The following is an 18,812-nucleotide window of genomic DNA, read 5'->3' on the forward strand; positions in this document are numbered from 1 at the left end:
GCCGGTTTTGTCTTTGGGGCTTGCGGCGTTTTTGGGGGGCCCCGGCGCCCGTGCCAGTTCCCCCTCCCGCCCCGGGGCTGCGGCCGGGGGTGCGGGGCGGGTGCTCGCGGGAATGTTTCAGTAGGCGAGCTTTGGCTTTTCCTCTTGTCATGCATAGAGGCAAGGGCAAAAGGATCGCCGAACCATAGAGACGGCACGGCAAGCACCCGCCCCTCACCCCAACCCTCTCCCCGAAGGGGAGAGGGAGCTCGCTGCGCCGGCTTGTGTCAGCCAGCTTGTCCCGGGCGCAAAAAAAAGCCGGCTTGAGCCGGCCCGTCTCTATCAATCAGCCACACAAAAAAGCCGGCTTTCGCCGGCTTCTTCGCCAACCCGAGATTCAATACGCGGAACTGGCTTACGCCAGTTCGCGGATCTTCGCGTTGAGGCGGCTCTTGTGGCGAGCAGCCTTGTTCTTGTGGATCAGGCCGCGAGCGGCGTAGCGATCCATGACCGGCTGGGCGGCGGCGAACGCCTCGACAGCAGCAGCCTTGTCCTTGTTCTCAATGGCCTTGACGACCTTCTTGAGTGCGGTGCGCACCATGGAACGGGCGCTGACGTTGCGCAGGCGGCGCTGCTCGGACTGGCGCGCGCGCTTCTTCGCGGACTTGATGTTGGCCAAGGTAGAACTCCGAAATGAATTGCTGGGTTGGAAAAAGACGGCAATTATGCCGGCCAATGAGCCGTTGCGTCAATAGCTTAGGCGTTTGTCAAGGCGAAACAGCGGGTACGCAGCCTTGAAAGGACGATCCGGGGGAACGCCGAGCCCCAATTATGCCATGACTGAGCTGTCATCTTGCCTCGTCGGGCTGTCACACTACGCGCCTTTCGGCGCCAGGGCAGAGGGGCTCTGGCGCGCTGAGCGTCTCACCAGCAAAGGCACGACAAGAGGCATGAAGTCTCCCAGCATGTTCCGCGGGCTGCTGTCCTTCAGCAGCATGACGATGATTTCGCGCGTCCTCGGTTTGATCCGGGACATGTCGATCACCTCGGTCTTCGGCGCCAACGCGGCCACCGATGCCTTCTGGGTGGCATTTCGCATTCCCAACTTCATGCGCCGCCTGTTTGCGGAGGGCTCGTTCTCCACGGCCTTCGTGCCGGTCTTCACCGAGGTGAAGGAGAAACGCCCCCATGAGGATCTCAAGGAGCTGATGGCGCGAGTGTCCGGCACGCTGGGCGGCGTGCTGCTGGTCATCACCGCGCTGGGCGTGATCTTTGCGCCGCAGGTGGCAGCGCTGTTTTCGCAGGGCGCGGCCGATACGCCGGAGAAATTCGCGCTGACGGCGCAGTTGCTGCGGCTGACGTTCCCGTTTTTGCTGTTCGTCTCGCTGACCGCGCTGAGCGGCGGCGCGCTCAACAGCTTCCACAAGTTCGCGCTGCCGGCGCTGACGCCGGTGATCCTCAACCTGTGCATGATCGCCGGTGCGCTGTGGCTGTCGCGCCATCTCAATCCGCCGATCCTGGCGATGGGCTGGGCGATCCTGGCGGCGGGCGTCCTGCAGCTGGTGTTCCAGCTGCCGTCGCTGCGGAGACTGGACCTGTTGTCGATGCCGCGCTGGGGCTGGAGCCATCCGGACGTGCGCCGCATCCTGAAACTGATGGTGCCGACCCTGTTCGGCTCCTCCATCGCGCAGATCAACCTGTTGCTGGACACCGTGATTGCCGCCTATCTGATGACGGGCTCGCAGAGCTGGCTGTCGCAGGCCGACCGCTTTCTCGAACTGCCGCTGGGCCTGTTCGGCGTGGCGCTGGGCACGGTGATCCTGCCATCGCTGTCGCGCCATCACGTCACCACGGACAGGGATGGTTTTTCCAAGGCATTGGACTGGGGCCTTCGCATCACGCTGTTGATCGCCGTACCGGCGATGTTCGCGTTGATGCTGCTGGCCAGGCCGCTGGTGGCCACGCTGTTCCAGCATGGGCAGTTCACGCCGTTCGATACGCACATGGCGACGCTGTCCATTACGGCGCTCAGCTTTGGCCTGCCGGCGTTTGCGCTGGTGAAAGTCGCGTTGCCGGCGTTCTATGCGCGCCAGGACACCCGGACGCCGGTGCGTGCGGGCGTGGCTTCTCTGGTGGCGAACATGGTGCTGAACGTGGCATTCGTCGCGCTGCTTTACGTGCTGTGGGCAACGCCTGCGCAGCGCGCGCTGCCGTGGCTGGATGGCATCGCCGCCGTGCCGGGGCTGCACATGGCGCTGGGCATGGCATCGGCCATCGCCAGTTACCTCAATCTCGGCCTGCTGTGGTTCTGGCTGCGCAAGGCTGGCGTGTACCAGCGCCAGGCGGGCTGGGCGCGGCACATGATGCGCCTGGTGTTGTCCTGCGCGGTGATGGTGGCTGTGCTGTTGACGGGACTGTGGCTCTGGCCCGACTGGACGAACGCGGACAGTCATACGCGCGTCTGGAGACTGGCAGTGCTCGTCGTGGCTGGCGGCGGTGCCTATGTGGCGACGCTGTTCGGGGCCGGATTCCGGATGCGGGAATTGCGCGGGGTTTGACGCGCCGCTTCATGGCTCAAGATCGTCATTCCTGCGGACGCTGGATCCCTGCTTTCGCCGGGATGACGGCCAAGAAATCCCAAGCGTGCCGTCATCATGGCCGTCCAGCAGACCTCAACCGCTATACTCGCCCGATGATGAGACTTTCCAGGGATGTCGCCGGCCCCAGCCTGGCACCCGGCGGCAGTGTGGTTGCCGTTGGCGCGTTCGATGGCCTCCATCTGGGCCATCAGGCCCTGCTGGCCGAGGTACGGCAGCGCGCGGCCGAGCTGGGTGTCACGCCCATCGTGGTCAGCTTCGAACCGCTGCCACGTGCGTTCTTTTCGCCCGAGCCAGTGCCGCGCCTCTCCAGCGTTCGCGAAAAGCTGCGTGGCTTCGACGCGGCGGGCATGGAGCAGGTGCTCTTGCTTCGCTTCAACCGCGCCCTCACGTCCATGTCTGCGGAGGATTTCATCCAGCGCGTGCTGGTGGATCGCCTGCAGGCGCGGGAAGTGTGGGTGGGCGCGGATTTCCGCTTTGGCCACAAGCGCAGCGGCGATGTACCGATGCTGGAGCGCGTGGGGCCGGGTCTTGGTTTCACCGCGCGCACCATGCCTTCCGTGCTGCTCGAAGGCGCACGCGTTTCGGCCACGCGGGTTCGCATGCTGCTTTCCGCCGGTGAATTCTCCGGCGCAGCACCGTTACTCGGTCGTCCGTTCGTGATGGAAGGCAAGGTGGAATATGGCAAGCAGCTGGGGCGCCAGCTGGGCTATCCCACCGCCAACATCCATCTGCGCGACCGCACCAGCCCGGTGCACGGCATCTTTGCCGTTCGCGTGGGGCTGGGCGAAAGCGAATGCAGCTGGCCGGGCGTGGCGAGCCTGGGCGTGCGGCCCACGGTGAACGAGGTGCCTGAGCCGTTGCTGGAAGTGCACCTGTTCGACTTCGAGGGCGACCTCTACGGCCAGCGCATGGCGGTGGAATTCGTCGCCAAGCTGCGTGATGAGCAGAAATTCGACAACCTGGACGATTTGACCGTCCAGATGGCCAAAGACGCGCGCCAGGCCCGCGAATTGCTGGGCATGAATCCGCGTCTCAGCGAGGCGTAACCGGGTCAAATCCGGTAACGTTGGCGTTTCCGCCACGTCATCCCGGCGACACCCCGGCAAGCAGTCGAAGACAGCTTGCCGGAGCAGGCCAGGGAAGGCCTGCGCGTAGAGCAAGCATGGTGATGCTTGCTCTACGGAGCCAGGTTCGGACATGTGCCGAACTTGGCGAGCCGGGAAAGTGCAGGACCGCACTTTCCCGGCAATCCAGTAAACCCTCAGAGCATCCCCAGGCAATGACCCAGGATTACAAGAACACCATCAATCTGCCGCAGACGGAATTCCCGATGCGCGGCGACCTTCCCAAGCGCGAGCCCAAGTGGCTGGCCGACTGGCAACAGGTCAACCGCTACGTGCAGATTCAGGAGCGCGCGGCCAACCGCGACAAGGTGTTCGTGCTGCATGACGGCCCGCCGTACGCCAATGGCGCCATTCACCTCGGTCACGCAGTGAACAAGGTGCTGAAGGACGTGGTGGTGAAATCGCGCCTGCTGGCCGGTTTCCGTGCCCCTTACGTGCCTGGCTGGGATTGCCACGGTCTGCCGATCGAAGTTGCGGTGGAGAAGAAGTTCGGCCGCGTGGGCGACAAGCTCGACGCCGCGGCCTTCCGCCAGAAGTGCCGCGAATACGCGCAGCAGCAGATCGACCTGCAGCGCACCGACTTCAAGCGCCTCGGTGTGCTCGGCGATTGGGAAAACCCGTACCGCACGATGGACTTCAAGTACGAAGCCGACATGGTGCGTGCGCTGGCCAGGATCGTCGGCAACGGCCACGTCGTGCGTGGCGCGAAGCCGGTGTACTGGTGCTTCGATTGCGGCTCGGCGCTGGCCGAGGCGGAAATTGAATACGCCGACAAGGTGTCGCCGGCTGTCGACGTGGCGTACGACGCAGTCGATCCGAAAGCACTCGCGCAGACCTTCGGCGTGGACGCAGGCGATGCCATCGTCGCCATCCCCATCTGGACCACCACGCCGTGGACGCTGCCGGAAAGCCAGGCGGTGTCGCTGGGTGGTGAACTTGAATACGCCTTGATCGAAGGCCCGGCGCGCGATGGCCATCGTGTGCTGCTGGTTGTCGCCAGCGCACTGGTTGAAAAGGTCGCCGCGCGCTACGGCATCGATGGCGAGCCGGCCGTGATCGGCCACGCCGTCGGTCAGTCGCTGGAAGGCGTGCTGCTGAAGCATCCGTTCTATGCACGCGAAGTACCCGTGCTGATCGGTGACCACGTGTCCGCCGAAGACGGTACCGGCGCCGTGCACACCTCGCCCGACCACGGCGTGGAAGACTTCGTCGTCTCGCGCAAGTACGGCATCGAGACGCTCAACTACACCGAAGCGCGCGGCACGTATCGCGCGGACACGCCGGCCGCGCTCGATGGCACCGTCATTGCGGGCAAGCATTTGTGGAAGGCCAACGACGAGATCGTCGAGCTGCTGCGTCGTCGCGGCGTGCTGCTGGCCTTTGCCAAGATCGAACACAGCTACCCGCATTGCTGGCGCCACAAGACGCCGGTGATCTTCCGCACCACGCCGCAGTGGTTCATCAGCATGGAGAAGGAAGGCCTGCGCCCGACCGCGCTCGATGCGATCAAGCATGTGCGCTGGGTGCCGGGCTGGGGCGAAGAACGCATCGCCGGCATGGTTGGCGATCGTCCCGACTGGTGCATCTCGCGCCAGCGCACGTGGGGCGTGCCGATCGCGCTGTTCATCCACAAGGGTACGCAGGAACCGCATCCCGATTCCGTCGCGCTGCTGGAGCAGGTCGCCAAGCGCGTGGAGCAGGGCGGCATCGACGCGTGGTACGCGCTCGATGTGGCCGAGCTGCTCGGCGATCAGGCCAAGGACTATGAAAAGGTCCTCGACGTGCTCGACGTGTGGTTCGACTCCGGCGTCAGCCACTTCGCCGTGGTGGGCCAGCGTCCTGAACTGCAGCAGGGTGATGCGTCCAGCTATCACGTGATGTACCTGGAAGGCTCGGACCAGCATCGCGGCTGGTTCCAGTCGTCCTTGCTCACCTCGTCGGCCATGTTCGCCAAGGCGCCGTACAACGACGTGCTCACCCACGGCTTCACCGTGGATGCGCAGGGTCGCAAGATGTCCAAGTCGCTGGGCAATGGCATCGAGCCGCAGGACATCATGAAGAACCTGGGTGCGGACATCCTGCGCCTGTGGATCTGCTCGACCGATTACCGCAACGAGATGTCGCTGTCGGACGAAATCCTGAAGCGCGTTTCGGATACGTATCGCCGCATCCGCAACACCGCGCGTTTCCTGCTCGGCAACCTCGACGGTTTCGATCCCGCCAAGCACCTGGTGCCGGTGGAAGAAAGCCTGTTGCTCGACCAGTGGGCCGTGCAGCAGGCATACGATACGCAGCAGGCGGTGATGGCCGCGTACGACCGCTATGATTTCCCGGAAATCATCCAGCGCGTGCAGAACTTCTGCACCAACGAGCTGGGCGCGCTGTACCTGGACATCACCAAGGACCGCCTCTACACGATGCCGACCGAAAGCCACGGTCGCCGCAGCGCGCAGAGCGCGATGTATCGCATTGCCGAGTCGCTGGTGCGCTGGCTGGCACCGGTGCTTACGTTCACCGCGGAAGAAATCTGGCAGCACCTGCCGGGCGAGCGCAGCGAGAGCGTGCTGTTCGAGACGTGGTACGACGGCCTTGCGTCCACGCAATCCTCGCCGGAGCAGCGTCGCTATTGGTCCGATCTTCTGGCCATCCGCGAGACGGCCTCGCGCGTGCTCGAAGGCATGCGCAAGGGCGAGCAGATTGGTGCATCGCTGGAAGCCAAGCTGGCGATCCATGCCGATCCGGCCATCGTGGCGCGTTACCAGCCAGCGGCGTCGGAGCTGCGCTTCTTCTTCATCACCTCGGATGTGCGCCTGGATCTTGCTGGTGGCCAGTCGGCGGAAGCGGTGCTGACAGAACTGGAAGGTGCAGACGTCTGGGTGTCCGCCACGGTGAGCGATGCGTTGAAGTGCGTGCGCTGCTGGCATCGTCGCGACGATGTGGGCACGCATGCGAACCATCCGGAGCTGTGCGATCGCTGCATCAGCAATGTGGAAGGGCCGGGCGAAGATCGTCGCTGGTTCTAACCGCACTTCTTCCTCTCCCCTCCGGGGAGAGGACCGAGGTGAGGGGCGGGTGCTTGCGATAGACCTTCAAAGAATCGGCGTCGCTTCGCTTAAAATTTGTCGCAAGATTGACCCCTCACCCCAACCCTCTCCCCGGAGGGGAGAGGGAGTTGTTCGGCACTATTGATTCCTTATGAAACCCAAACCCAACGCACTTTCCTGGCTCGCCCTCTCCATCGTTGTCATCGTGCTCGATCAATTGAGCAAGTGGTGGGCACTCACCGCGTTGGCGCCGGCCGGCACACCGCATCCAGTGATCCCCGGTTTCCTCAACTGGACGCTCGCCTTCAACACCGGTGCGGCCTTCAGCTTTCTCGCCAGCGGCGATGGCTGGCAGCGCTGGTTCTTTGTCTTGCTGGCGGTGGTGATCAGTGGTGTGCTGGTCGTGTGGCTTTCGCGCACGCCGCGTGGCGACTGGAAGACGGCGATGCCCTTGGGCCTGATCGTGGGCGGTGCGCTAGGCAATCTCATCGATCGCCTGCACGCCTCGCAGGTCACCGACTTCATCCACGTGTATTTCCGCCAGTGGAACTACCCGGTGTTCAATCTCGCCGACTGCGGGATTACCGTGGGCGCCGTGATGCTGGTGGTTTTCGGCATGTTCCAGGGCAAGCCAAAGGCCTGAATTGGGCCGTCACGTATGGTCGCTGTGGCCATGCGATAATGGCCACCTGTCAGTCGACCCGCCCAGTCCGGAGTTTCCGTGGACATTTTGCTCGCCAACCCCCGTGGCTTCTGCGCCGGTGTGGATCGCGCCATCGCCATCGTCGAGCGTGCGCTGGAATCCTACGGCGCTCCCATCTACGTGCGTCACGAAGTGGTGCACAACCGATTTGTCGTCGAGAAGCTGCGCACGGATGGCGCGGTCTTTGTCGAAGAACTGCATGAAGTGCCCGATGGCGCCACCGTCATCTTCAGCGCCCACGGCGTTTCCAAGGCGGTGCGCGAAGAGGCGGATCAGCGCGGCCTGAAGGTATTCGACGCCACGTGCCCGCTGGTCACCAAGGTGCATATGGAAGTGGCGCGCCTGGGTCGCGTGGGGCGCAGCGTGGTGCTGATCGGCCACGCCGGCCATCCCGAAGTGGAAGGCACCATGGGACAGTGGAATCCCGCCAACAAGGGCGAGATCCTGCTGGTGGAATCGGTGGAGTGTGTCGCTACGCTCGAACCGAAATTCCCGCATGAGTTGTCCTATGTCACGCAGACCACGCTGTCGGTCGATGACACCAAGGCCATTATCGAAGCGCTGCGCACCAAGTTCAGCGACATCGATGGCCCGCGCAAGGACGACATCTGCTACGCCACCCAGAACCGCCAGGATGCCGTGCGCCGTCTTGCTGCCGCGGTGGACCTGATGCTGGTGGTGGGCTCGGTCAACAGCTCCAATTCCAATCGTTTGCGCGAGCTGGCAGAGAAGGAGGGCGTTCGCTCGTTCCTCATCGACGGCGCCGAACACATCGAGCGCAGCTGGCTGGATGGCGTCACCCGCATCGGTCTCACGGCAGGCGCGTCGGCACCCGAGAAGCTGGTTCGCGACGTCATTGCGCGCCTGCAATCGTGGGGCGCCGGTGACGTGCGCGAGCTCGATGGCGAGCCGGAGACGATCACCTTCGCGCTACCCAAGGAATTGCGCCTCGCTGGCGGTGTTTCGGCGAGTATCTGATCGAAAACGTCTTGCGCGATTTCGACACGCTCTTTAGAATTGGCGGTTCATCGCCGGAATAGCTCAGTTGGTAGAGCGGCGCATTCGTAATGCGTAGGTCGTAGGTTCGATTCCTATTTCCGGCACCAAGTTTTGCAATAAAAACAGCGGTATACGCATAACAGCGTATACCGCTGTTTGTCTTTGTATCCCACGATTTGTCACTGTGCGTGTGGCAAATTTGTGGCGACGCCACACCACGTATTGGCCGATGGGTGTTGAACACGGGCAGGTACATAGATAAATTGGTGTCGCGAGTTGGTCGCAAAGCCCGGTTAGATGCGAGGCAATTAGCTGGGTGCGAGTCCAACAAATGTGGCAGGGGAAGCGGAAAAGCCCTGCCCATGACGAAAGGGGTCGGTAACGACCTGCCCTAGGCCAGCCAAAACAGGCGGCCGAGGTCTGTGACTCCCAGTAGAGAGCCTGGGTTTTCAACGTCACAGCAGGGACAGCGCAGTCAATGGGGCGTAGCCCCGCAGGGGAAACCCTGCCCGCTGGGGGCCGGCCTAAGCAAAACCTTGGCCCCCTGCTCGTTCGAGCAAGGTGGGCTTCCGCAGATCTCGATCCGCCATACCCTTCGGGTGTGGCTGCATGGAGATTTGCATGACTGCCATCAACACTGAACGTGCTGCTCGCTACGCTGCGCTCGCTGGCGAGATGTTTGACGTTGACGATCTCGCTGCCTTGCTCCACAGGCAGGTTCATACCATTCGCAATGACGCCTCGCGGGCGCCGTATCGTCTTCCGCCTCGTTGTGTCCTCCCCGGACAAAAGCGCTTGCTGTGGCGTAAGGATGACGTACTGGCCTGGCTTGCCGCAGCAGTAGCTATAGAGCACGGTCCCATGTCTTCCGAGGCACCTCGGCCGAGGCGAGGGCGCCCCACGAAAGCGGAGCAGCGTGCTCGGCTGGCGGCAGCAAGGGGTGTGCGATGAGTGGGGGGTACATCATTAGGGCTTCGCGCCCAGACGACCCTTGGGAAAGACTGCCTGTTGCGCTCCTGAGGGACAGGAGGCTTTCATTTCGTGCTCGCGGACTGGCCGTACGGTTGTTGTCGAACAAGGATGGTTACCGCATGCCTATGACTATGCTCGCTGCTGAAGCCGTGAGCGAAGAACGGATGCCAAAGTCCCCGCGAGAGGGGCGTGATGCGCTCCACAAGGCGTTAGCGGAGCTGCGATGGGTTGGGTACGTGGTCCAAGAACACGAGCAGGACGAAAGGGGGCGATGGATAACGAAAACATATATTCACGACACCCCCCAGTCCCAAGCCCGGTCATCGAAGATACCGAAGAAGAAAAGACCGAAAACGGGTAAACCGGCCCCGGTAGAGCCGGAGTCCGGTGAGCCGAACTTCGGCAATGCCGTTTGTAAGAGCACTAAAAGCACTAGTGATGAAGAGCACCAGTGAGAAAAGCACCATCTACTTAGAAGAGCATTAGTACCGGTCGATGCCGTGCGACGGCTACGCCGTCGCGCGGCGTTGACCCACGCGGCGCATCGCGCCGCGTAGCTCTTGGCGAGGCTCTACCTACGGAGCGGTGTACAAGTCACAATCTAACGAAGCTGTTTGGCGTAACGGCATTTTGGAGGTCTTGCATGAATGCTAGACATGAACCAAGTGAGCCTATTCGCGGCCTGCGTCGCTGCCTGCCGGGTGAGATCTGCGACACGCTTGGAATCGATGGATATGGTCCTGCTGAGGAGGCCCTTGTTTACGACCTGGCGCGGAAAATCGATCGCCACTGTCAACGCGTCGCAAGGGCTGCAGTGGGGGGCTATAACTCGCGCCTAGCTTCGGCCGTGGCAGAAGGGAAAAGAGCCTTGGCACGCGAGCCGCAAGCTTTGGCTGCGTTTACTCGATTTTGCGGCAATGTAATGGGGGCAATGGGGTAATCACGGCAAAGTCGTCATTCAAGTGTCCCTGGTGCAAGGGACCAGACCGTGCTGCCAGTCGGCGTGAGTTTGGCTTGGTGCCATCCCCGGGCAGTACACCTTAAGAAAGATTTTGGACTTCAGCCTATGCGAAGATTTGAAGCTGCCAACATCATTATCAGGAAAGCTGCGACGTGAGCGCAGCCATGCTGCTGCCGTTCCAGACCGCATTCGATCCGCCGCAACAGGCTGAAGGTAGCCTCGATCCGCTTGGACTGTATTCGATAGCCGATGCGCTTGGTGTCCGCCTGGCACCTGGCGTGCGCGAACGGCAGTCGAAGCCGCGGTACCTGACACTCGCACTGGTCGGCTTTGCGATTTGCCGGGGAGTGGATGAAACGCCCTCTGCACAACGCCTTCCCGCCTGGCTGGCATATGAGTGGTTGGTGGTGATGGCGCTGGTGAAGCAGTTACAGGGTACACCGCAATTGCAGGGCATTCCTGGCCGCGAGAAGGTGCGGGACTGCCTAGAGCGCGGCGAGGCAGTGTGCGCCAGCAACTATCTCAAGACGCCATCGGTGTTTGGCTTCCACGGCATCTATCGCGTGTTCGGGGTGAAGTCGGGGTTGTTCGACCAGGACGGACATCCACTCGAGCCGGGTCGACGCGTTTTGCGAGCCTGGCAGCAGGATCGTGGGCTGCCCACATTTTTCGAGGCCGATGACGAGGCCGGCCATTTCCGTCGTCTCATACAGCGCACGGTGCAGGCCGGCCGCGAAAGCGGACAGATGCCTGCGCCGGGCGCGCCGCTTAGCGCCTGGATCACCACGCATCTCAATCCGCGCGAAATTGGTACCGCCGAGCGCGAAGCGCTGTGGTCAGCGCTTACGATTACAGACGCATTGCGTGGCGAGTACGCGGTGCTCCTGTCGTCGCCGGAAGGCCAGCGACACTGGCAGGCGGCGGACGGTTCTGAGGCGGCGTATCACGGATCGATCTTTGATCACGCCAGCCTGCCCATGCAGCAGTTGCTGCGCACGATATGCGCGTTCGAGCGGCTGGCGCGCTTGCTAGTGGATGCATTCGACGAGGCTCGCTGGCGAATGAGCGAAGAAAACCGTGCGGTCGACATGGCATGGCTGGCACAGGGCGTTTGCATGCAGCGGGCTGCGAAGGATGTCACGGCGACGTTCAACGATGCGCTCGCGTCGCTAGGCGAAGTTGATGCGACCGCGCGGCTGCGACTGGAGAACAGCTTTGGCAGCCTGTGCGAACCAAAGAGTACGGCAGCCTTCGCGGCGCATTTGCTAGCGCACCATGAACGGGTGCAACGCGGTAAGCCACCGAATGGCAAGCGGCCTTGGTTTGACACTTTCGGTGATGGCCGTGTCGCGGTTAGGCCGGGCTACGTGCCGGAAGCATTCGCCGAACGCCAAGGGCACTATGTGCATGCCTACCGCACGCGTCCGATTTGGGATTTCGCACTCGACCTGGGGCGGGTTAAAAAGGAGGCTGTCTAATGGCCAGGCGCCGACAGCCGCAGGACAACGCGCGACGCATGCTCTCGTTGTGGGAACCGCCAGCAGGAGTCGGAGATCCGGTCGGGGTTCTAGCAACGACCTTCACTCTCGATACCGCGTTGTTCGAGGAGGAGTGTCTGGCGCGCTTCGCCGGCGTTCAAAGCGATCCCAATCGCGACGGTGCGCTTTACCGCATCGAACGCGAGGAAAAACTGGCTGCACTGCTATGTGCAGCCGTGGTCGCCGATATCCATCATTGCAGCGGACGACGCAGCCTGCGTTGGGACCTGCTGGCGTCGCGTCCGGAATCGGGCGTGATGCACGCGAAGATCAGCCTGCTGGCATGGCAGCGGCACACCCGCGCGATTGTGTCGTCGGCCAACCTCACGACGGATGGCTACCGGCGTAACCAGGAGTGCGCCGCAGTCCTCGACTTTGACTTGTCATTCGCTGATCGGGACTTGCTGGATCCTTTGCTTGAGTACCTGCGCGAGATCCTGGGCACGACGGCCGCGGGGCATGCGCGGGAGCGGGCGCAGCAATTGCTGGAATGGGTGGGCGGGCATCTGCCCCGCAACGAAGCTCCGGCGCGCGGCCTGCAGCGGCGGCTGGTGCTGGTTGGGCCGGGACGCCCGAATGCCTTCGATCAGCTCGATGCGCACCTACCTGCATCGCGGCCGGAAACTGCGTACGTCGTATCGCCCTTCTTCGACCAGGTACTTCGTCCCGGCGGGCCGGAGAAGCGGCTGTGGAACATGCTACGGCAGCGCGGTGATGCGGAACTGCAACTCCACGTTGCAGGCGAATACGCACCGGAGATTGGTAAGTGGCGCCTGCAGGTTCCAGCGCATGTGTTGGAGTCCACTCCTACGGGACGTGCAGGCGTGAGTCTTTCCCTGCATCCGTTACCCGTTGCGAGCGTACCCACAGATGCCGGCAAGGAACGCCGCCCGCTTCATGCTAAGACGTTGACGCTCTGCCATTCGAGCTGGGCCGCTTGGATGGTGGGGTCAAGCAATTTCACCTCCGCGGGTACGGGCATGATCCAGCGGGGGCGCAATTTTGAGGCCAACGTCCTCTACGTCCTTCGAGCCGATGCGTCCGACCCGTTGTACCGCCAGATCGAGTCAGGAGGACTGCGTGGCACCGATCCCGTGGATGTGCACTCGCAGGCCCAATTCGAACCGGCATTCGGTGAAGAGGATGATGGCGAAAATCTCCCGGTGTTGCCGGCGTTCTTTGTCGAGGCGAATCTTGATGCGAGCAGGGAGGCACATCACGTACTGACGCTGCGCTTCGTGCCCGATCGATCGCCGGCGTCGTGGCGACTGCGGCACGAGGGTGGATTGGTACTGGACGAGTTGACGTGGCGGGCGGAAGGAATGCCAGAAATGATGATGATCCGGCTGGATCGCCAAGGAGCTCCGCCATCGTTGTTACGCGTCGAGTGGGAGACGGACGATGTTGCATGTGCGGCGGACTGGCCAGTGAACGTCGGCAACGTCGATGCGCTGCCCGCCCCGGACGAACTACGCAACCTAAGCCTGTCGGCGCTGCTGGAGCTGCTCAGTTCCGCGCGTCCACTCCATGAAGTGATGCGTGGCTGGTTGAGACGGCAAGGCGATGACGATGATGCGGATGGGTTCAATGCCATTGAACTGATCGATCCGCATCAGAAGGTTGATACAAGCGGTTTCCTCGTCAAGCGGGTGCAGCGTGCCTGCGGGGCGCTGCGGCAGATCCGTCAACGTTTAGAGACGCCGGTGCTGTCGGAAGCCGCCCTGGCTTGGCGGATCGACGGACCTGTGGGCGCGCGCGCGGTGGTCGATGCTATCCATCACCAATGCGATTCGGGCATGCCGGATGAGTGGGCCTTCCTTCTGTGCGAATTAGTACGAGAACTGGAGCCTGTGCGATTGACGGGCGGAAATACTGCTTCCATGGCCCTGTTGCAGGCGCGGCTGGATGCGTTCGTGCTCGAGCTACGAGGGCGATTGGTGCAGGCTTTGGAAGAAGCCTCGGAGCAGATGCGCCGTTACTGTGGCACTGAAGCGAAGGAAGACCGGCGTGAGATTGCCTGAGTCGCTGAATTTGTATGTCGAAGGACGATTGTTCCCCGCGGACGCGCAGCGGCAGACACGTTCTGCGCGGGCCATTCTCGGCCGATTGGCGTTGCAGCCAGGCGTCGTTCTTGGCGACGAGGTGGGAATGGGAAAGACGTTCGTGGCGCTTGCTGTCGCGGCCGCCTATGTGATTTCGGATGAGCGGCGTCCCGTCGTGGTGATGGTGCCACCGAATGTTGTGAGGAAGTGGGAGCGTGATGCAAATACCTTCCGCGCGGAGTGTTTGAGGTCGGAGGTGGATCGTGCCTGCTTTCGAGTGCGCATCGCAGAAACAGGCATCGAATTCCTCAAGCTGTTGGACGATTCGCCGGCGGAGCGGGCCACGGTCATCGTACTGGCGCATGGCGCACTCAACCGGCGCTTGGCCGATAGTTGGACCAAGCTCGCCGTGCTCCAGGCGGCCATCAAGGGCCGGCATGGGGTGGCGAGAATCCGCGAACGTTTAGCACGCTTCGCGCCGCGAATTCTGCGGCTGCAGACCAAGGTGGATGAGGCTCTGCTGCTGCGCCTGCTGAATGCATCCACTGGGGAGTGGAAGAGGTTGCTCGTAGACGCCGGACAGCTCGCAGCCGGGGACGACGATCCGGTCCCTGCATTGCTGGTGGAAACGCTCGAGAGCCTTGACCTTTACGAGGTTTACCAGCGGGTTGTCGAGGTAATTCCAGAGCGCGCGTCCAAGAACCTCCATCTGCGGCTACGTGAGGCAAGTCATGCCTTGAACAGCGCCAGCGACGGCGTTCTGCCACCGATCTGGCAACAGGTGCTGCGAAAGATGCATTTATCGTTGCCGCTGCTGGTTTTGGATGAGGCTCATCGGGTGCGGAACGGCGGTGTGCAGCTGGCGCAACTTCTGAAGGAGCAGCACGAGGAGCTCGACGATGCCGGTGGCGCACTGGCACACCGCTTCGAGCGAATGCTGTTTCTGACCGCCACGCCGTTCCAGTTGGGACATGCAGAACTGTGCAACGTGCTCTCGCGATTCGAAGCGGTCGCTTGGAAGGGCGCGGCGGCACCCGTTATGCAACGAGCGGCATTCAAGGCCGCAATCGCAGAGCTCAAGCAAAGCCTCGATGGCATGCAGATGGCGACTGAGCGCCTGGAAAGGACGTGGAAGCGCTTGCTGCCACCAGATCTCGGTGAGGCAGTGGCGACGTTCGGCGACGCATGGTGGGAGATTAGCTTGGAAGGCGAAAGTGCGGCTAACAAGGTCGCGAACGACCGCGTTGCTGCCGTTATGCGTGCGTATGCTGCGGCTCGGTCGACCATCCTTAGTTCTGAAGTATTGCTCAAACCATGGGTACTCCGCAGTGCACGCTCGCTGAGGCTGCCGGAACCGTACTGTGATGTTCCTCGGCGAGAGCGGTTGGAGGGGGCGGCGGTTCTCAGCGAACTGGGTGCGGCTTCATCCGTAGGCGGCCTTCGTGTGTCGGCTGACAATGCGCTGCCGTTTCTGCTTGCCGCCCGCATAGGAACATTGCTAGGTGCACGCCGGGTGTTCGGCGAGGGCCTGGCTTCTAGCTACGAGGCGCTGCTGGATACGCGCTCTGAAGAGGGGGCGGTAGTGCGCGTGGACGAAGCATCGACCGAGGAGGCTGCGGTGCGCCTTCGCGAGCAGCAATTGAGGGAGTCCGTCGAGGGCATCGGCATCCATGCGCGACGCCTGCATCCCAAGGTATGCGCGACCGTTGATCTTGCCATGGAGTTTTGGCGGCGTGGCGAAAAGGTTCTAATTTTCTGTCACTACCGCCAGACGGGGCGTGCGCTGCACCGCTACCTGTCCGAGGCGATGCTGGAGGAAATCCGGAATCGCGCCGCCGTGAAGCTGGGGTGCGAAGCGAGTGCGGTTGACGAGGAGCTGCGGCGCTTCATCGATCGCCTGGATCGCGACCGGGCTGGCGACATGCTGGCGCAGGTTGATGGACTTCTGGCTCGCTATGCGGTCCTGCAGGATCCTGTCATCCGCTCGTCGATCCACGACGTCGTGCTGCGCTTTATGCGTACGCCCACTTTTCTCGTGCGTTTCGCCGATCTGGGCGTGGACCGGATACCGGTGGACTGGATGCAGTCAATGTTGGACAAGCGAGACTCGTCCGGGCTGGCCCTGCGCGACGTGCTCGACAAGTTTTTTGATTTCCTCGCCTACCGCTGCGGCGAGAGTGAACGAAAAAGTTATCTGGACGCACTCAAGTCCGTGCAGACTGGTACGCATGCAGGGACGGAGGTTGAGGCTTCGTTCGCCAGCGATGAAGCGCAGGCCGGAGAGCGAGCTCGCCTTGTCGCGAACGTCAGGCGTGTCTATGGAGACACCCGCGACGAAACGCGCGACAGGATCATGCTTACCTTCAATACGCCGTTCTATCCGGAAATCTTGATCGCGAGCAGCGTCATGGCAGAAGGTGTCGACCTCCACCTCAACTGCCGTCACGTTATCCACCATGACCTAGACTGGAACCCGAGCTCGCTCGAACAGCGCACGGGACGCATTGATCGCCTTGGCTCCAAGGCCGAGCAGGCGGGAAAGCCCATTCGGGTTTACCTGCCATACGTGGAGGGTTGCCAGGACGAAAAGCTGTTCCGGGTCGTGATGGACCGGGAACAGTGGTTCGGCGTAGTCATGGGGGGCGAGGAGTCCATGGGCCGGGTACTCTCGGCCAGCGCTTGGGAGGTCGATCGCATGGCAGAGCAGCCGCTAGTGCCGGCAGCGATGGTGGATGCATTGAAGCTCCGACTCGAGCCGGACTGACACAGTAACGACGAGCGGGCTACCGTTGGCCCAAAGCAATGACGCTGCCGAAGTAAGTGGGCCACCGTTGACCCAGTCAAATCGTCTAATTGAGCCAGATGTGGTCCATGAGGTTTCTCGCTGGGCCACCGCTGGCCCAGGGCATTGGCGTTGCCGGAGTAGGTGGGCCACCGTTGACCCAGTCAAATGTTCAAGCTGGGCCAGATTTGGCACGCGAACATGACGCTGGGCCAACGTTGGCCCAATGCAATGACATTGTCGAAATCGGCGGGCTACCGTTGACCCAGTCAAATTGACAAGCTGGCTCAGATTTGGCCCACGAAGGTGACGTTGGGCCAACGTTGGCCCAACGCAATGACATCATCGAAATAAGTGGGCCATGGTTGGCCCAGTCGCTTCCATTTTTGCGCGAAATGTTTTCGCAGATGATTCGTTCGGTGCCAGACGGAGAGCGTTACTTATGCGAGTTCTATGAGTATAAGTAACGTGGGGAGCAGATATGATCCTCGGCACCAAGTACGCTTCCAGAAAACGAGTGCGGTCCATCGTCAACAGGCGCGGCCAAGTGCGCCACCAGGCAGGGGCTATGACACCGAATCGGACTGCGAAAACAATTAACGACTATCGGCGCCGGGTAGATCAGATTCGCCGTCAGGTGGCTAAACCACTTGGTGTCAAAAACCCACGATTGGTGTCACCTCTGGCGCTCGTTGAGCACTTGATTGATCGGCGGGAGGCAAGTCGGGATCTGGCTACGAAATCGGTCATGTCGGCGGGACGGGAGACACTCCGCCATCTGGAGAAGAAGGCCATTTCGCGTGGTACTTGGCGCCAATACAAGAGCTCGCTCCTGTTCGTGCTCGAAGAAGAGCGTGAGGCAGCGATTGAGGGTATTGTGGTCGAGGAATTGGACGAGGCGATCGCGAGGCTACGAGCGGAGAGTCAATCAGGCTGCCTGAAGCAGAGTGGTCGGACGTCAGGTCTGAAGGCGAAAGCCTTTCCTGCCGTGGATTTCGAGATTGTTGCCAGCTATCTGGAATCGCGTATTGGCGGCATACGTGGTCACCGACATGCCAACGCGTTGCTGACCTTCTTGAGGGCGAATCGACTGGTGGGACTGCGCCCTGCCGAGTGGAAGTCGGCAGGGCTTGTCGACTTTCGCGGGAGTCTTGCCCTCAGGGTCGGTAATGCAAAGCACACCAACGGCCGAGCCAACGGATCGCACCGTCATCTGCTCTTGAACGGGCTATCGCCGGAGCAGATCGGCCACCTGGACGAGATGCTGCACATGCTCGTGAACTTTGAGAGCGACCCTGAGTATGACTTCGATCGCCATATGCATCAGCTTCGCCTGTATATGGGCAAGGTGGTGCGGCGCTGCCTTGGCAAGCGCAAGCGCTACCCATCCATGTACAGCTTTCGACACCAGTTTGTGGCCAATGCGAAGTCTGGATCACGCTCGCAAGAGGAAATTGCTGCCTTGGTGGGCCATGGCAGCAATGCGACGGCAAGCCAGCACTACGGCCGCAGGGCCGTAGGTGAGGGCGACGTGGGCGTCACTGCCGTGGCCAGCGAAGTGGCCACAGTCCGGAATAGCCGCAAAGCCACCGGCCATCGGCCGGCATCGAGCTTGGCTCGTTGAGCACAAAACCAGAATCGAGTTACGAGACGCATAAACCGCTTCCCACGTTCACATACCCCAGAGGCCCAGACAGGCGGACCGTGGGGCGTGCGCGTCGACAAGTGCATGGTGACACGCGCCTGCTCTTCGAGATGGCTTCCCCACCATCGGACCATAGGTTCACGCATGTCTTCGAAAAATTGCCAGCGTAAGTCCGCCGGAACCGGCTCGTAGCTTGGGCGTTTGAAAGCCATTGATGACGTATTGGCACAAGGCGCGATCGGCGCCGGAGTCGTAGCAAATCAGGGAGCGCTCCACGCTGGCTAGGAACTCACGAAGCCGGCGTGTCATCACCGCCTCGCTCATGGCCGTGGGCCCCGATCAAACAGCGGATGAACCACGGTCTTCACCCACAGCGTCGGGTCGACAGGCAAAGGATCGCGCTCGGCGTAGAAAGCGTGCTGG

The 18,812-nt window shown here is 62.0% G+C and carries 10 protein-coding genes and 1 tRNA gene; 10 read left to right on the plus strand and 1 reads right to left on the minus strand.

What is annotated here, in order from left to right:
* Positions 1–394 precede the first annotated feature (394 nt).
* On the minus strand, positions 395–658 hold the full coding sequence (gene rpsT, locus DK366_RS13970; RefSeq protein WP_038616506.1) for a 30S ribosomal protein S20: 264 nt from the start codon (positions 656–658) through the stop codon (positions 395–397).
* A gap of 271 nt (positions 659–929) precedes the next feature.
* Between rpsT and murJ the strand changes: the two genes are divergently transcribed.
* The 10 genes from murJ (at position 930) to DK366_RS14045 (ending at position 18,368) form a co-directional block, all read left to right on the plus strand.
* Positions 930–2,537, plus strand: a complete 1,608-nt coding sequence (gene murJ / locus DK366_RS13975) for a murein biosynthesis integral membrane protein MurJ (protein ID WP_109126158.1) — start codon at positions 930–932, stop codon at positions 2,535–2,537.
* A 134-nt stretch (positions 2,538–2,671) separates the two neighbouring features.
* Positions 2,672–3,625 carry a bifunctional riboflavin kinase/FAD synthetase gene (locus tag DK366_RS13980; protein ID WP_109126159.1) on the plus strand — a complete coding sequence of 318 codons (954 nt, stop codon included), beginning with the start codon at positions 2,672–2,674 and terminating at the stop codon, positions 3,623–3,625.
* A 233-nt stretch (positions 3,626–3,858) separates the two neighbouring features.
* A complete protein-coding gene (ileS, locus tag DK366_RS13985) occupies positions 3,859–6,726 on the plus strand; it encodes an isoleucine--tRNA ligase (RefSeq protein WP_109126160.1) in 2,868 nt (955 codons plus the stop codon).
* A gap of 172 nt (positions 6,727–6,898) precedes the next feature.
* On the plus strand, positions 6,899–7,390 hold the full coding sequence (gene lspA, locus DK366_RS13990; RefSeq protein WP_109126161.1) for a signal peptidase II: 492 nt from the start codon (positions 6,899–6,901) through the stop codon (positions 7,388–7,390).
* A gap of 78 nt (positions 7,391–7,468) precedes the next feature.
* Positions 7,469–8,428, plus strand: a complete 960-nt coding sequence (gene ispH / locus DK366_RS13995; protein ID WP_109126162.1) for a 4-hydroxy-3-methylbut-2-enyl diphosphate reductase — start codon at positions 7,469–7,471, stop codon at positions 8,426–8,428.
* A 52-nt stretch (positions 8,429–8,480) separates the two neighbouring features.
* Positions 8,481–8,556: transfer RNA gene (locus DK366_RS14000), tRNA-Thr, on the plus strand.
* A gap of 1,978 nt (positions 8,557–10,534) precedes the next feature.
* Positions 10,535–11,860, plus strand: coding sequence for a hypothetical protein (locus DK366_RS14020; protein WP_157956534.1), 1,326 nt, complete (start codon positions 10,535–10,537; stop codon positions 11,858–11,860).
* Positions 11,861–11,898: 38 nt separating this feature from the next.
* Positions 11,899–13,941, plus strand: coding sequence for a hypothetical protein (locus DK366_RS21245; RefSeq protein ID WP_157956535.1), 2,043 nt, complete (start codon positions 11,899–11,901; stop codon positions 13,939–13,941).
* Positions 13,928–16,726 carry a DEAD/DEAH box helicase gene (locus DK366_RS14040; RefSeq protein ID WP_157956536.1) on the plus strand — a complete coding sequence of 933 codons (2,799 nt, stop codon included), beginning with the start codon at positions 13,928–13,930 and terminating at the stop codon, positions 16,724–16,726. The genes DK366_RS21245 and DK366_RS14040 overlap by 14 nt, the downstream gene beginning before the upstream one ends.
* Positions 16,727–17,225: 499 nt before the next feature.
* Positions 17,226–18,368, plus strand: a complete 1,143-nt coding sequence (locus DK366_RS14045; protein ID WP_157956537.1) for a hypothetical protein — start codon at positions 17,226–17,228, stop codon at positions 18,366–18,368.
* The last annotated feature ends 444 nt before the right edge of the window (positions 18,369–18,812 follow it).

The sequence above is a fragment of the Dyella sp. C11 genome (genome assembly GCF_003121485.1).
In the GTDB taxonomy this organism is placed as follows: Bacteria; Pseudomonadota; Gammaproteobacteria; order Xanthomonadales; family Rhodanobacteraceae; genus Dyella.